Raw genomic sequence first — 15,209 nt, 5'->3', positions numbered from 1 at the left:
CTGCATCCGCGCGCCGCCGCGCCGACTTCGCGCACATGAGCATGCGCCTGCAGCTCAACCTGCTGGTGGCGAGCCTGATCGCCGTCTTCACCGCGGTCGTGCTCGCCTTCAAGGTGATCGACACGCGCCGCAGCGTGCGCGAGGAGACCGAGGCGGCGAACAAGGTCGCCACGCAGCTGCTGGAATACTTCGTCGAGACCTACGCGCAGACCAGCCGGCCGATCGTGCTGCATTCGCTCGAGCGTCTCGGCCGCGTGCGCTCGACCGAGATCGTGCTGCGCGATGCCGACGGCACCGCCGTCTACCACTCGCCGCCGTCGCCGTACAAGGCCGGGCGCGACGCGCCGGCGTGGTACGCCGCGCTGGTCGCGCCGCAGCCGATGCGCAAGGAGCTGCGTTTCGCCGACAGCGTGCTGGAGATCGAGTCGAACGCCTCGCGCGCCGTGCTCGACGGCTGGGACGACACGCTGCGCCTGCTGCAAGTCGGCGCGTTCGCGATGCTGCTCGGCAACCTGCTCGTGTTCTGGCTGGTGCGGCGCATGACGCGGCCGTTCCGGAGCATCGTGCGCGGCCTGGAGGACATGCAGGCCGGCGCGTACCACACGCGCCTGCCGGAGTTCGCCGGTGCCGAGGCCGCTTCGATCGCGCGCGCGTTCAACCGCAGCGCGCAGGCGATCGAGGACAACCTCGATGCGCGACGCGAGGCGATCGAGGCGACCTTGCGTCTGCAGCAGAGCCGCGAGCTGGCGGCCGCGGTGCAGAGCCGGGTCGAGGACGAGCGCCGCCAGATCGCGCGCGAGCTGCACGACGAAACGGGGCAGGGCATCACCGCGATCCGCAGCCTCGCGCAGGTGCTGCTGCAGCGCGCCGGCGATCCGTCCGCGCGCGAGGCGGCGCAACTGATCGCCGACACCGCCGCCCGCCTGTACGACGCGACCCACGCGCTGATTCCGCGCCTGCGGCCGCCGAGCCTCGACGCGCGCGACCTCGCCGCCGCGATCGAGGACGCACTGGTCGCCTGGCGTCGCGAGCAGCCACGGGTGACGTTCGCGTTCGCCGGCGGCGACCTGCCGGAGTCGCTCGGCGAGAACCACGTGCTGGCGGCGTACCGCATCGTGCAGGAGGCGGTGACCAATGCGCTGCGCCACGCGCAGGCGCAGCGCATCGACATTTCGGTCGGCTTCGTCGAAGGCGCGTTGGAGGTCGAAGTGAGCGACGACGGCCGCGGCCTCGCCGCGGATTGGCGACGCCCGGGCCACTACGGCGTGCGCGGCATGGACGAACGCGCGCAGGCGCTCGGCGGGGCGGTCGAGGTCGCCGATCGCGACGGAGGCGGCGTACGCGTGCGCGCACGGCTGCCGCTGGCATGAACGCGGCCGATCCGAAGATCCGCGTGATGCTGGTCGACGACCATGCGGTCGTGCGCGTCGGCTTCCGCATGCTGCTCGCCGCGAGCGGCGACGTCGAGGTCGTGTTCGAAGCCGACAGCGGTGAGCTCGCCTACCAGAACTACGCTGCGGTGCGGCCCGACGTGGTCGTCATGGACCTGTCGATGCCCGGCATGGGCGGCATCGAGACCGTGCGCCGCCTGCTGGCGCGCGACCGCTCGGCGCGCGTGCTGGTGCTGTCCGCGCACCAGGACGGCGCGCATCCCAAGCGCGTGCTCAAGGCCGGCGCGCTCGGCTATCTGTCCAAGCGCGGCGCGCCGGAGGCATTGATCGAAGCCGTGCGCGCGGTCGCCGCCGGACGCCTGTATCTCGACGCCGAGATCGCGCGCTGCCTGGCGCAGCAGGATCTCGGCGGCGCGGTCGATGCCCTGTCCGAGCGCGAGTTCGCCGTGTTCATCCAGCTCGCGCGCGGGCAGTCGGTGAACCGCATCGCCGAGGTGCTGAAGCTGTCGCCGAACACCGTCGGCACGCACCTCTACCACATCAAGCAGAAACTCGGCGCCGGCAACCAGGCCGAGCTGACCCTGATCGCACTGCGCAACGGTTTGATCGAGGCCTGACGCTCAGGCGTCTACGCGCAGTCGATGACGATGCAGGTGCTCGTACAGCGGCCGGCATTCGTCGGCGACGCGGGCGGCTTCGCCGTGCAGCTCGTGCGGATACTCGCGCGGCGCTTCGAAACCGGTCGAACGCCACACCGCCGCGTACCAGTGCGGTGCCCATACGCCGTCGCTGGCGCGCGGCCCGGCCGGCCACTGCAGCATGCGCTCGGTGAACGGGATGCCGAAGTGCGCGCAGAGCGCGCGCAGATGCGCTGCGGGCGCACGCAGGAAGTCGTCGGCATCGATCACCGGCGGCGCCGCGCCGCTGCGCTCGGCGAGCTCGTCGAAAAGGCGTACTTCCTGCGGCAGGCCGATGTCGTTGGCGCAGATGTCGGCGCGCGCCTTCACGTAGGAGTGCGCGACCTGCGCCGGATCGCGGATCAGGAACGCGTTGGCCAGCCCGTGGATCCAGTCGTGCCCGATGTGCGCGAGCAGATGATGGCTCATGTGCTTCTGGTACCAGATCGGCCGGTCGTCCGGAATCGCGCCGGCGAGCGCGGTCGTGACCTTGCGCCAGTCGGTCTCGCCGGCGGCGATCACTTCCTCGCGCATCGGATGGTCGATGCCGGTGTGCGCGAGGTAGTGCGCGTACAGCGGCTCGTCGGCGACAGTGCAGTCGCCGCGGTTCTCCCAGGCGCGCATCATCGCGGTGGAGATGTTGCGCGGCCCGGACCACATGGCGATGCGCAGCGGCGCGGCTCGCACGGGCGCGCTCACGCCGGCGCTCCTTTCGCCGCCCGCGCGGCGACGTCGCGCGCGGCGAAGGCGCGATACAGCGCCTGCAGGCGCTCGACCATCGGTCCGCGCCGGCCGTCGCCCATGACGCGGCCGTCGACTTCGCGCACCGGCACCACACCGGCGAAGGTGCCGGTGCAGAACGCCTCGTCGGCGCCGTAGACGTCGGTCAGGCTGAAGGATTTCTCGAACGCCGGGATGCCGGCCTCGCGGCACACCGCGAGCACGTTCGCGCGCGTGATGCCGCCGAGACAGTACTGGCCTGTCGAGGTCCACACCTCGCCCTTGCGCACGATGAAGAAATGCGTCGAGTTGCAGGTCGCGACGAAGCCGTGCGGATCGAGCATCAGTCCCTCGTCGGCGCCCGCGGTATAGGCCTGGATGCAGGCGGTGATGCAGTTGAGCTTGCTGTGGCTGTTGAGCTTGTTGTCCTGCACGTCCGGATAGCCGCGGCGCACGTGCACGGTGAACAGCGTCAGGCCGCGCTCGACGGTGGCCGGCAGCGGGTTCTTGAACTCCGGAATGATCACGATCGTCGCGGGCCCGATCACCACGCGCGGATCCTGGTACGGCGTGCGCTTGACCCCGCGCGTGACCATCAGGCGCAGGTGCACGCCGTCGCGCATGTCGTTGGCGGCCAGCGTCGCGTAGATCGCCTGCGTCAGCGCCGCACGATCGAGCCCGACGTCGAGCGCGATCGTCTTCGCGCCTTCGTAGAGGCGGTCCAGGTGCGCGTCGAGGAAAGCCGGATGGCCGTCGATCACGCGCAGGCCTTCCCACACGCCGTCGCCGAGCACGAAGCCGGAGTCGAACACCGACACGACCGCCTGCTCGCGCGGTTTCATCTCGCCGTTGACGTAGATGCGGATGTCGCGATTGCGCGGATCGTCGGCGAACTCGTGGATGCTCTGGGCCATCGGCGCCACCTCGGCAAGGATCGAAGCGCGCAGCATAGGCGATTCGGCTGGTGGGGCGAGATGTGGGTTCGGAGATCTTTGACGCTGATTTGCGCGGATCGACGCGGATAAGGCCAATGAACAAATCAATGCTCTATCCGCATCCATCCGTTCAATCCGCGTCCAAAGCTCCTCCCCCGCCAGGTCACGTGCGCGTCACGTGCAAGTCCGACGATGCGCGTCCCCTGAAGCCGGAGACTTTCGCATGTTCGCTCGCTGCTTTCGCTCGTCCGTCCATCCGCGTCTGACGCTCGTCGCGCTGTTCGCCGGTCTCGTCGCGGCGCTGCCGGCGCTCGCCGCCGACCAGACTGTGCCCGGCCAGGGGAATGCCGATGCCGTGCGGCTCGCCGATCGCTCGCCGCTGGTGCGTTCGGCGCACCAGTTCCTGATCGAGCAGGCGTACAAGATCCGCCAGCCGGCCGTGCGCCGCGAAACGCTGGACATCCTGACCAATCCGCGCACCTGCGTGCGGCATCGCGTCGGTCTCGCGTCCGATGCGGCCAAGGACGCCGTCGTCGCGCAGCTCGTCGACGCCGGCCTGGTCAAGGTCGACGATGCCGCGACGTTTCCGGGCGGCCTGCGCGCGGCGATCTTTCCGCCGGTGCTGAACGAATCCTCGTCCTGTCCGCAGTTGCCGCAGCCGTTCCGTTCCGCGCCGGGCAGCGCGTACGGCGGACATCATTCCTATCCCGGCGGCCTGCCGGTGCACGAGGCGAACAATGGCGTCTCCGACGTGCACCTGGCCGAGCAGTACCAATCGGTGTACGGCTTCACCGCGTTCCGCGGTTTGCCGCAGGTCGATCCCGATGCCGCCGGACAGCACTGGCATCCGAACACCGGCGACCTCGCGATCGACGGCGACACCATCGTCGCCGCGCCGATCTGGCACGACTGGGCCAAGACCATCGTGTTCCAGTGGAACGCCGACGGCAGCGAGTTCGCCGAATTCAACTTCGGCGGCAATGGCGCGACCGACGCCTGGGGCGCCGGCGGCGACTCGCGCACCGGCGGCCATCACGTGCTCAGCATCGCCGAGGCGATGGCGCGCGGCCTACCGCCGCTGCTGGTGATCGCGCAGGCCAGCGCGCATTCGGCGCCGACCTACGGCAACGAATACAAGGTCGTGAACTGGCTGCGCGCGGCGGCGATCATCGCGCGCGTCGATGCGGTCGCCGCCGGCTATCTCGCGCCCGACGGCGAAGGCCGCCTGCGCCTGCCGCCGATCGGCCGGCTCGGCGACGTCGACCTGAACGCGGCGGGGCAGACCAACCTGCGCGCCGAGTACGTGCTGCACAACCTGTCCGATGCCGACTACACCTATTCCGGCCCGGTGGTGTCCACGGTCGCCGTCGTGCTCGCGCAGCTGGCGCCGGAGTTCGGCTACGCCGCCGCCGAGACCACGCGCTACAACACCGCGTTCCGCAATCCGGCCTTGGCGTACCTCAGCGCCGAGCGGCTCGGCATCGTCTACGGCGAGCGCGGGCTCGACGGCGTGCGTCGCGAACTGAAGCGGCTGCGGCAGCTGGGCGTCATCTGACGCGCTGCGTCCGGCGTATCCGTTGCGGAAGCGCCCGCGGACATCCCGACGTCATGCCCGCAATTGCGTGCATGACGTCGCGTTCGCAATTCGCGCGGCGCCCGCGGATCCGCGCTCGCGGGAATGACGGGACTCCCGGTCCGCAGCGTCAGCGCAATACGCGCAAGTTGAGCTGCGCGTAGGCGCCGGCCGACGTCAGCGCGGTCACGGTCTGGGCGCCCGTATCGGTGAAGGCGTATTCGAACGATTGCCCACCTTGCGTGCTGCCTTCGAGCCGGCCGTTGACCAGCCACAGCACGTCGCCGCCGCCGCCGAGCACGCGCAGGCGCACGGAGGCGGGCTTGTCGCTGTTGGGGGCGCGCGCGATCGCGGCGCCTTCGGCGAGGCCGTCGATGCGCAAGGATTGGCTCGCGTCGAGGCCGTCGTCGGCGCAGCCGGGGGCGAGCGGCGGCAGGCTGGCGCGACGGCGCAGGTCGCGCGGCAACCACGGATAGGCCAGCGAGGGCCAGCGCGCGACGTCCATTTCGCGCACGTGCTTCCTCGCGCACGTCGCGCTCAGGCGCGCACCGCTGTCGGCGTCGACGCGCAGATGCACCAGGCCCGCGCTCCAGCTGGTCGCGTCGCGCTCGGGCAGGGTCGGCGGGATCACGCCGTTCAACACCCAGGCGGTGCGCTTCTGGTGGCACAGGTCGGCGCGCGCGGCGTCGAAGGCGAGGCCGAGCGGCCAGCAGACCTCCGCTTCGGTCACGCTCGGCGGCGGCGGTTGCGGCGTGGCCGACAGCGTGCTGCGCGGCAGGCTGTCGACGACCTGGAACATCAGCGGCAGCGCGGTGACCGCGCCGTACTGGCCCGGCAGCGGCGTGCCATCGGGACGGCCGATCCACACCGCGACGGTGTACGCGCGCGTCGCGCCGACGGCCCAGGCGTCGCGGAAGCCATAGCTGGTGCCGGTCTTCCACGCCACGCGCGGTCGCGAGCCGGGGTCGAAGGTGCCGGGTGCGTAGCCCGGACGCGGATTGGCTTCGAGCACGTCGCGCACGATCCAGGCCGCGCCGTCGGAGAGCAGCCGGCGGTCGATCGCGGCGTCGTCGGCGGCGTAGCGCACGCGTCCGGCGACGCCGCCGCGGTTCAGCGCGGCGTAGGCGCCGACCAGGTCCTCCATGCGCGCGCCGGCGCCGCCGAGGATCAGCGACAGGTTCGGCTCGGCGCCGCGCGGCAGGCGCAGGCGCAGGCCGGCGTTCGCCAGGCGTCCGGCGAAGCGCGCCGCGCCGACGCGGTCGAGCAGGTCGACCGCCGGCACGTTCAGCGACAGGCGCAGCGCTTCGGCGGCGCCGATCGGGCCGTTGTAGGCGAGATCGAAATTGCCGGGCCGATAGCCGCCGAACGATTGCGGCGCGTCGATCAGCAGGCTCTCCGAGTCGATCAAGCCGTCGTCGAGCGCGAGGCCGTACAGGAACGGCTTCAGCGTCGATCCCGGCGAGCGCCACGCGCGCACCATGTCGACGTGGCCGAGCCGCTGCTCGTCGCCGAACACCGCCGAGCCGACGTAGGCGCGCGCTTCCAGCGAGACGTTGTCGACGACGAGCAGGGCGGCCGAGGTGCGCTCGGGCAGGCGCCCCAGGTAGTCGCCGACGCGCGCTTCGAGCGCGCGCTGCAGGCCGGCGTCGATGGTCGTCGCGATGCGCCGCTGCGCCGGGCGTTCCGCGCGCAGCCGTTCGGCCAGCAGGGCGGCCGACAGCGGCGGTTGCAGCGCGCGCGCGGCGACCGATTCGATCTGCGCGTCGTGCACTTCGGCCGGCGACCACACGCCGAGTTCGGCCATGCGCGCGAGCACCTTGTCGCGCGCCTTGCGCGCGGCGTCGGCGTTGCGATCCGGGCGCAGCCGGCTCGGCGCCTGCGGCAGCACGGCGAGCAGGGCCGCCTCGGCGCGTGACAGCTTCGAGGCCGGCTTGCCGAGGTAGGCCCACGACGCCGCTTCGACACCCTCGATGGTGCCGCCGAACGGCGCGCGCTCGAGATAGAGCGCGAGGATCTCGTCCTTGGACAGGTGCGCCTCGAGCTGCAGCGCGCGCAGGATCTGGCGCAGCTTGCCGGCCATGCTGTGCGGCGTGCCGTCGAGGATGCGCGCGACCTGCATCGTCAGCGTCGAGCCGCCGGAGACCAGGCGCCGATGCACGACCCATTGGCCGAGCGCACGCGCCAGCGCCAGCGGATTGATGCCGGGGTGGCGGCGGAACCAGCGGTCCTCGTAGGTCAGCAGCGCTTCGACGTAGAGCGGTGAGACCTCGTCGATCCGCACCGGATAGCGCCAGACGCCGTCGCGATCCGGAAACGCGCGCAGCGGCGAGCCGTCGCGCGCGAGCACGACGGTGCTGCCGCCGTCTGCGTCCGGCAGCGGCAGCGGAAACAGGCGATCGAGCAGCAGCGCGAGCGCAAGCAGCACGAGGACGGCGGCGGCGGCTCGTTCGAGCCGGCGGCGAAGGACGGACTTCCTGCGCGGCTGCGCGGGCGGGGCGTCGTTCCGGTCCGATGGCGCCGAGGACGGATCGTGCGAGGCAAGGGTCATGCGGCAATGATGCCGCGCCGTTGCGGCCGGCGCGCGGCCGGCCAATGAATTCGATGTGGCGGATGGCGCGGACGACACGCCTGGGCGGCGTGCCGTCCCGAGCTTGCGTCACGCAGCCGGCAGCGCCGAAGCGGACGCCGCCTTCGGCAGCGGCGCGTCGCGCGCCGCTGCCTGGGCTCATGTCACGGCTGTACGAACGGGCAGGGGTTCGGATCGAAGCCGTCGAGGAACAGGATGTTTTCCACGCCGGTGTGCCAGCCGATGTCCTGGAACAGCGGCAGCGTCAGGTCGACCTTGTCGAAGATGGTCGTGTTCAGCGCCGGCTCCATCAGCAGGTTCGGGAACGCATCGGCGGTGAAGTGCGACACCGACGAGCCGAGCACCACCGGGTCCGGCGCATTCAGGCGGATGCAGCCCGACTGCGTGCCGGCCAGCGGCGCGCCGATTTCCGTGCCGAGCGTCGCATTGACGCCCGGGCTCGCCAGGTTCGCCTTGATCGAGGTGCCGGTCGCCTGCGCGACGCCGAGCGACGGGATCGTGATCGAGGCGTCGCTGCCGCCCATGCCGGGCAGGCCGCTGGCCGCGTTGTTGGCGACGATCACGCCGATCGCGCCGGCGAGCTGCGCGTTCTTCGCCTTGAGGGTGAAGTTGCAGTAGCCGCGATCGACCAGCGCGATCTTGCCGGCCACCGCGGCCGCGTTGGCGAACGGCGTCTCGCAGCCGTCGTTGACGGTGCCGGCGGTCGGATGGTCCGCGTCGACCGCGCCGACGACGCCGTCGTCGACGTAGACGACGTCGCCGGTGGCCGGATGCGTCGCGACGTTGGCGCCGAACTCGGCCGTCTGCGCGTCGTAGTTGCCGGCGATGCCGGCCGGCGAGTTGACGATCAGCTTCGCCGGCGGCCCGAGGAACTTCGGCGACTGCTTGTTCGTGCGCGTGCCGGCCCAGACCAGGTGCGGATCGTTGATCTTCGACACGTTGCGCTCGGCATCGGTCATGTCCTTCCAGTACTTGTGCGTCTCCTCGTCGTACAGGTAGTAGCCCCAGATCGGCGTGTCGTCGGTGAGCTGGGTGCCGTCCGCGTTGTCGTACAGCGAGGTGAAGCCGAGGCCGTGGCCGATCTCGTGGAACACCACCGGCAGCAGCGGGGTGCGGTTCGCCGGGCGCGGCGTGTTCGGATTGGTGTCGTACCACCAGCCGGCGGTGCCGTTGAGGCAGGTGCCGTTGTCCATGCTGACGTTGAACTGGGCGCGGATGTCGCTGGTGGTCGGGGCGAGGTCCTCGCCGGCGAGCGAGTTGGCCAGCGCGGCCTGGTAGGCAGTGGCGGGCTTGGGCGCGTTGGGGAAGTCGGCGAACGCGCTCAGTGGTCCGGCCGAGCCCAGCGTGGCGGAACTGCCGGCGCAGGTCAGCGGATTCATCGCCGCGTTGACGGTGATCGTGACGTCCGAGTCGAGCAGCTGTCCCCATTGCGCGGCGGCGACGTTGAACACGCGCAGGCGGCATTGGCCGAGCGTTTCGCCGGATTGGCAACCGGCATCCGCGGCCGGCACGGCCGGATCGTTGAAGCCTTCGCCGGCACCGTCGGTGTTGATGATGGTGATCGTCGCGACGGCGGACGCGTTGGTCGCCGCGGCGCAGGCGAGCAGGCCGAGTACGGTGCGCTGCAGGAGCTTAGCGGTCATCGCGCACCTCCGGCTTCAGCGCGTGCGGCTGGCCGACGGGAACGTCGTGCCCGACGCAGCGGTATTCGAGCGAGCCGTCCGGGCGCACCGTGGCGACCAGCGCTTCGTCGGCGCGGCCGTTGAGGTCGTATTCGCGCATGCCGTTGGCGTGCTGGATCTTGGTGACCTTGGCGGTGTTGGGCGCGAGCGCGTCTGCGGCGGCGCGCTTCTGCTCCGGCGTCACCGGCCGGTCGACCAGCCTTCCGGTTTCCGGGTCGACGTAGGCGCGCATCGCCGACTGCGCGGCAGGCTGCGCGGCCGCTTCTTCGTTCTTGCCCGACACCTGCTGCGCATCCGCGTACGCGGATGCGGCGAGCGTCATGCCGAGCACGCTGGTGCCCAGATGCTTCAACGTGAACATGGATATCTCCCTATGGACGGACGGCATGCGCTCGATGTCCGGCAGCGCATCGGCCGTACCGTAGCGGAAACCCGCCAACGTACGTCCCGGCCCTGATCGAAACGGCCCATTTGTCCAGTCTTCGGCGGTCGCGAACGCGTGACGCCGAAGCCCTGCGGAGCGCCGTGCACGCCGCACGGCGAGGGGAGTGCCGGGCGTCGTTGCGGGCGCGCGGAACCTCCGCGCGCCCGTCGCGGCGGGACGGGTTCGCACCCGTCCCGCGATCCTACGGTTCGACCACCTTCACCGATTCCGGCACGCTCTTGCCGATGCCGCGCACTTCCGGCTTGTACATGTCCTCGACCAGCGGCGGCGGCACCTGGAACGTGCCCGGCGAGACCGCACGGACGAGATAGAACACGTTCGCCTTCTGACCCTTGTCGAGCCTGAGCGCGGCGACGTAGCGGTCGTCGCGGAATTCCTCGTGGCGCACGTCGGCGGCCTGCGCGCGATCGGTGATGGTGATGCCGTCGACGACCACGTCGGCCCACTGCTTGGCGTCGGTCAGGTTGAAGTTCTCGATCTCCAGGCCGCCGGGCAGCAGGTCGACCAGCAGCGCGTCCGGCATCGCCTCGCGCGCCTCGAGCTTGAGGCCGACGATCAGGCTGTCGCCTTCCTTCAGCGGCTTGGGCTCCCACGGCTTGCCGTCCAGCGTGTAGTAGCGGCGCTGGATCGCGACGTAGCGGTCGTTCGCCGCCGGTGCGGTCTTCGGAACGCCGGCGACGTCGGTGCTGACGTACAGCGGCAGGTCGCCCTGCGGCGTGAAGCGCACGCCGGCGGCGGCCTCGGCGCCGCTGAAGGAGCGGCTCCACAGGCGCTCCGGACTGATCTCGGTCGAGTTCGCGCCGATCGCCAGCGTGCCGGCGACGACCTTGTCGCCGTCCTTGATCAGCGTCTTGCCGAGCCGCGCGATCGCGATCTGCTCCTGCGTGCTGAGGTAGAGCGATCGCCAGCCGTAGCGGCGCTGGTCGTCGTCGGCCTGGCGCTGCTCGTTGGTCAGCGTGCGCGCGAGGTCGAACACGCGGCCGTCGTACTCCGGCTTGGACAGGCCGTAGCGATGCACCAGCGCGATCATCAGCGCGGTGTCGCGCAGGTCCGAACCGTAGTCGCCGAGATACCACGGACGCTGGATCTTCTTCGCGAACGCTTCCTCGATCGCCTTCTCCGCGCGCGGCTGGTCGCCCATCAGCTTCAGCGCGATGCCGAGATGGACCAGCGGCAGGGCGGTGATCGACTTGCCGCGGTCGTTGTCGAACAGCGCGCGCAGCGTGCCGAGCGGAGCGCGGTTGACGCGCGCGAGCACGAACCCGGAATGCGCCTGGTCGGCGAAGCGCAGATGGTCGCTGTGCTCGTAGTTGTAGTACGGATGGCCGCCGGACAGCAGGTCGTCGTTGAGGCGCTTGAGCGACTTCTGCAACAGGTCGTCGGGAACCAGGAAGCCGTCGTCGCGCGCGTCCTCGAGGAACTCGACCACGTACGGCGTGAGGTACTCGTTGACGTAGCTGTCGCCGCCCCACATCGAGTAGTGCCCGGACGGAATCTGCATCGAGGCGATGCGCCCGATCGCGCCGTCGACGCGCGCCTTGCGCTGCTCCGCCGGCAGGCCGTCGACGTGCAGGTTGGCGGCGGTCTGCTCGTCGAGCAGCAGCGCGGCGAAGCCCTTGCTGGTGGTCTGTTCGATGCAGCCGTACGGATACTTCAGCAGATCCTTCAGCGCCGCCGCGAACGGCAGCGGCGGCAGGCTGGAGATGGTCATGCGCGCGTTGACCGAATCGGCGAGCAGGCCGTCGATCGCCTCGCCGCCGAGCACCACCGGTTCGAGCTTGTCCAGCGTACGCGGCGTCGAGCGCAGCACACTCGGCCAGGCCGCGCGCACGACCATCTCGAAATGGCGATCGATCTTGATGTCGCCGCCGGCGGCGGTGACGTTGATCTTGCCGACGCCGTAGCCGTCGAGCGCGGTCAGCGGGAAGTTCAGCGTGGTCTTGGCGCCGTCGGCGAGCTTGACCTTGCGCTCGCCCTGCGCGACCGACAGCGGCCGCTCCGCGGCGACCTTGACCGCGAACTCGCGTTCATTGCCGGAGAAGTTCTGCAGGTCCAGCGTCAGCGCGCTCTGGTCGCCGGGAGCGAGCACGCGCGGCGTGGAGATCTCGGCGACCAGCGGCGCGCGCACGATCGTCTCGGTATCGGTGCCGCCGTACTGGTTCTCGCCGAACACCAGCGCGGTCACGCGCACGGTGCCGTTGAAGTCCGGCATCGCAAGCCGGACCTCGGCCTCGCCCTTCGCGTCGAGCGCGACCACGCCGGAGAACAGGTCCACCGTCAGCACCTTCGCGGTCGGTCGGCGTGCCTGCGGCAGCGACGCCAGCGCCATGTCGCCGCCGTAGCGCAGCTTGGCGGCGACGCCGTCGAAGCTCTCGATGACGCGGCCGTAGAGGTCGTAGGCGTCGACGCCGAGCGCGCGCTGCGCGAAGAACCAGGCGTTCGCGTCGGGGCGCGCGAAGCGCGTGATGTTGAGGATGCCGACGTCGACCGCGGACACGGTCACGTAGGCCTTCTTGCCGGCCAGCGCCGGCGCCTTCACCGTGACCGGCAGATCGGTCTCCGGCTTCATCTGCTTCGGCGCATCGACGGCGACCTCGATCTTGCGTGCGCTGCGGTCCATGGCCACGAACGCCTCGCCGACGGCGCGCGCCGGCGTGATCTTCTCGACCGCCGAGCCGCCGCGGAACACCACGGCGGTGACGTACACGTCGTGGCGCTCCCAGTCCTCGGTGACGGGAATCTCGTAGGTCGCGCCGGGCTTGGCGTCGATGTTCCTGGTGTAGAGCAGATGATCGGATTCGACGATCAGCAGGCCCGGGCCGGCCTGCGGCGGCGTCACCGTCACCTTCAGCGTGTCGCCGGCGCGGTAGCTCGGCTTGTCCAGCGCCAGCTTGATCTTGTCCGGGCGCGCTTCCTTGCCGCGGTTGTCGTCGTTCCAGCTCCAGCCGGCGAAGAACGGCAGGCGCGTGGTCAGGCCGGTGGCCGGGTCGAGGATCTCGACGCGGTAGTTGCCCCATTCGACCGGTACGTCGAACTTCAGCGACTTGCCGGCTTCGACGTCGAGTTCGCGCGTCTCGGTGTTCTCGTAGCGGTCGGTGTAGTCGAAATGCCAGCCGGTGCCGTTGTCGAAGGTCCAGCGGTAGTCGCGATGTTCGCGCACCAGGGTCAGCTTCAGTTTCTGCCCGGCGAGCAGTTCGCCCTTCGCGTCGCTGCGGATCAGCTCGAAGCCGGCGCGCGCGCGCGCGTCCGAGCCGTCCTTGAGGTCGAACAGCGGGCGCACGCCGACCAGCGCCTCGGCCGGCCACACCGTGCGCTTGACGCTACGTGTGACCGTGCGGCCGCCGCTCTCGTAGACGCTGCCGGCGACGATCGCCGCCACCGGCGCGCCGGCCTTGGCCGCGTCGGCGAGTTCGACTTCGAGCGCGAGCTTGCCGTGCTCGTCGAGCGCTTCGTCGGCGACGTCCTTGGCTTCCTTCGGCAATTCGACGGCCGGATCGCCGAAGTAGTAGTCCTTGTGCGCGTCGACCGGATGCTGGTCGGCGGCCAGCGTCAGCCGCGCTGTGAAGCGGTTGCCGGAGGCGGGCGCGCCGTAGAGGTAGTCGCCTTCGACGTCGAGCTTGAGCGCTTCGCCGGGCTTGAGCGTGTCCTGCTGGGTGGCCAGATCGAGCTTGAGGCGTTCGGGCAGGAATTCCTCGATGCGGAAGGTGAGTCCTTGCGCGGCTTCGGTCGACTTCGGGTCGGTGCGGAATTCGACCTGCCAGCGGCCGGTCGGTGCGTCGACCGGAATCTCCTTCGACCATTCGAAATAGTTCAGATCCTTCGGATCGAGCTGCGCCTGCGCGTACGGCCGGCCGTCCGGCTGCTTCAAGGTCACGAACAGCGGCTGCGGCTTGATCGCGTTGCCGTCATGGTCGCGCAGCAGGGCGGACAGGCGGATCGTCTCGCCGGGGCGGTAGAGGTCGCGGTCGGACCAGCCGAACACCTCGAACCAGGTCTGCTTGCGGCCGGCCACGGCGAAGTCGGACAGGTCCAGCGCCGGCTGGTTGAACGGCAGCAGTGAGACGTCCTTGCCGCTGCGCGCGACCAGCACCTGGTCGGCCTTCAGCGCGTAGGCGAGCTGCGCGTTGCCGTCGGCGCCGCTCTTGCCAGTGACGACGGTCTCGCCCTTGGCGTCGAGGATGCTCAGTTCGACACCGGCCAGCGGCTCGCCGGTCTTCAGCGAGGCGGTGTGCACGAACAGCGCGTCCTCGTAGGCGCGCGTGTGCACGCCGATGTCGCTGACGAAGAAGAAGCTGGTCTCGTATTCCGAATCGAAACTGCCGGCACGCTTCATCACGGCGAAGTACAGGCCCGGCTGGGACAGCTCGGCGATGTTCTGCGTCGGCAGGTAGTTCAGCGTGCGCTCGTTCTCCTTGCCGCTCAGCGCGAAGCGGTTCGAGTAGACCGATTCGGCGATCTGCGCGACCGGCTTGCCGGCGCGGTTGTACCAGTAGCTCGCGTCGAGCTCGTAGCTGCTGCGCTTGCCGTTCTTCTGGTAAGCGGCGAAGAAGTTCGCCAGTTCCTTGTCGTGCACGCGCAGGAACTCGACGTCGACTTCCTTGACGTTGACCGACACCACCGGCAGGCCGCGCGTCTCGCGCGCCGGCAGCACGCTGCCCTGCGAGGCGAAGCCGACCGCCGGCTGCATCGGTCCGGTGTAGACCTCCTTGGCCACTTCGCTGCCGAGCGTCTTGCCGTCGGCCGCGGCGAGTTCGCCCTTGACGCGCACGCTGTAGTTCTGGTCCGCCTTCACGTACGGCAGGCGCAGCGTCCTGCCGTCCTCGTCCAGCGCCCAGCTGTCGTGCACGGCGCCGCCGCTGGCGTCGGTGACCGCGATCAGCGTGTCGAACGCCTGCGTGCCGACCAGCGGCTGCGAGAACTCCAGCGCGATCATCAGCTGGCCCTGGTACTGCTCCGGCCGCGCGGAGGTCAGCGCGAAGCCTTGCGGCTGCTCGGCCTTCTGCGCAGGTTCGGCGGCGACGGGCTTCTTGCCCTGTACGTCGGGCACGCCGTCGCTCTGCCGATGGCAGGCCGTCAGCGCGAGCAGCAGGACGAGGGCGACATGCCGCAGCAGACGTGCGGGCGAACGCAGTTCCATTGTGTACTCCCCAGCGAATTGACCGGGAAAGTATAGCGGTCCGATTGTGGCGGTCTGCGGGC

General features: G+C 70.2%; 8 protein-coding genes and 1 pseudogene. 3 read left to right on the top strand and 6 right to left on the bottom strand.

Annotated elements, in window-relative coordinates; genetic code table 11:
- Window positions 1–35: 35 nt before the first annotated feature.
- Both J7520_RS11385 and J7520_RS11380 read left to right on the top strand, forming a co-directional pair.
- Window positions 36–1,370 carry a sensor histidine kinase gene (locus tag J7520_RS11385; RefSeq protein WP_291188276.1) on the top strand — a complete coding sequence of 445 codons (1,335 nt, stop codon included), beginning with the start codon at window positions 36–38 and terminating at the stop codon, window positions 1,368–1,370.
- Window positions 1,367–2,008: a response regulator transcription factor gene (locus tag J7520_RS11380; RefSeq protein WP_291188272.1), complete on the top strand. Its 642-nt coding sequence runs from the start codon at window positions 1,367–1,369 to the stop codon at window positions 2,006–2,008. The genes J7520_RS11385 and J7520_RS11380 overlap by 4 nt, the downstream gene beginning before the upstream one ends.
- Window positions 2,009–2,011: 3 nt before the next feature.
- On the opposite strand, the gene J7520_RS11375 is transcribed toward J7520_RS11380, so the two are convergent.
- Together J7520_RS11375 and J7520_RS11370 are read right to left on the bottom strand one after the other, a co-directional pair.
- A complete protein-coding gene (locus J7520_RS11375; RefSeq protein ID WP_291188270.1) occupies window positions 2,012–2,767 on the bottom strand; it encodes a hypothetical protein in 756 nt (251 codons plus the stop codon).
- Window positions 2,764–3,702 (bottom strand): aminotransferase class IV, encoded by a 939-nt coding sequence (locus J7520_RS11370; protein ID WP_291188267.1) that lies wholly within the window; start codon window positions 3,700–3,702, stop codon window positions 2,764–2,766. The genes J7520_RS11375 and J7520_RS11370 overlap by 4 nt, the downstream gene beginning before the upstream one ends.
- Window positions 3,703–3,946: 244 nt before the next feature.
- Here J7520_RS11370 and J7520_RS11365 point away from each other — a divergent pair, with 244 nt between their 5' ends.
- Window positions 3,947–5,278, top strand: a complete 1,332-nt coding sequence (locus J7520_RS11365) for a hypothetical protein (protein WP_291188264.1) — start codon at window positions 3,947–3,949, stop codon at window positions 5,276–5,278.
- Between the two features lie 148 nt (window positions 5,279–5,426).
- Here the strand turns inward: J7520_RS11365 and pbpC are convergent.
- The 4 genes and pseudogenes from pbpC to J7520_RS11345 all read right to left on the bottom strand — a co-directional run.
- Window positions 5,427–7,724: pseudogene (gene pbpC / locus J7520_RS11360) on the bottom strand (penicillin-binding protein 1C); the annotation flags it as partial.
- A gap of 302 nt (window positions 7,725–8,026) precedes the next feature.
- Window positions 8,027–9,526 (bottom strand): PA domain-containing protein, encoded by a 1,500-nt coding sequence (locus J7520_RS11355; protein WP_291188261.1) that lies wholly within the window; start codon window positions 9,524–9,526, stop codon window positions 8,027–8,029.
- Window positions 9,516–9,926, bottom strand: a complete 411-nt coding sequence (locus J7520_RS11350) for a hypothetical protein (protein WP_291188258.1) — start codon at window positions 9,924–9,926, stop codon at window positions 9,516–9,518. Before J7520_RS11350 ends, J7520_RS11355 begins: the two co-directional genes overlap by 11 nt.
- 265 nt (window positions 9,927–10,191) lie before the next feature.
- Window positions 10,192–15,147 (bottom strand): alpha-2-macroglobulin, encoded by a 4,956-nt coding sequence (locus tag J7520_RS11345; protein ID WP_291188255.1) that lies wholly within the window; start codon window positions 15,145–15,147, stop codon window positions 10,192–10,194.
- Window positions 15,148–15,209 lie beyond the last annotated feature (62 nt).

It is taken from the genome of Dokdonella sp. (assembly GCF_017744955.1).
Lineage (GTDB): Bacteria > Pseudomonadota > Gammaproteobacteria > Xanthomonadales > Rhodanobacteraceae > Dokdonella_A.
This window is presented reverse-complemented; position numbering and strand designations above follow the sequence as displayed.

Coding starts and splice junctions, on each gene's coding strand:
- J7520_RS11385 (WP_291188276.1), top strand. CDS start 36: ATGAGCATGCGCCTGCAGCTCAACCTGCTGGTGGCGAGCCTGATCGCC.
- J7520_RS11380 (WP_291188272.1), top strand. CDS start 1,367: ATGAACGCGGCCGATCCGAAGATCCGCGTGATGCTGGTCGACGACCAT.
- J7520_RS11370 (WP_291188267.1), bottom strand. CDS start 3,702: ATGGCCCAGAGCATCCACGAGTTCGCCGACGATCCGCGCAATCGCGAC.
- J7520_RS11365 (WP_291188264.1), top strand. CDS start 3,947: ATGTTCGCTCGCTGCTTTCGCTCGTCCGTCCATCCGCGTCTGACGCTC.
- J7520_RS11355 (WP_291188261.1), bottom strand. CDS start 9,526: ATGACCGCTAAGCTCCTGCAGCGCACCGTACTCGGCCTGCTCGCCTGC.
- J7520_RS11350 (WP_291188258.1), bottom strand. CDS start 9,926: ATGTTCACGTTGAAGCATCTGGGCACCAGCGTGCTCGGCATGACGCTC.
- J7520_RS11345 (WP_291188255.1), bottom strand. CDS start 15,147: ATGGAACTGCGTTCGCCCGCACGTCTGCTGCGGCATGTCGCCCTCGTC.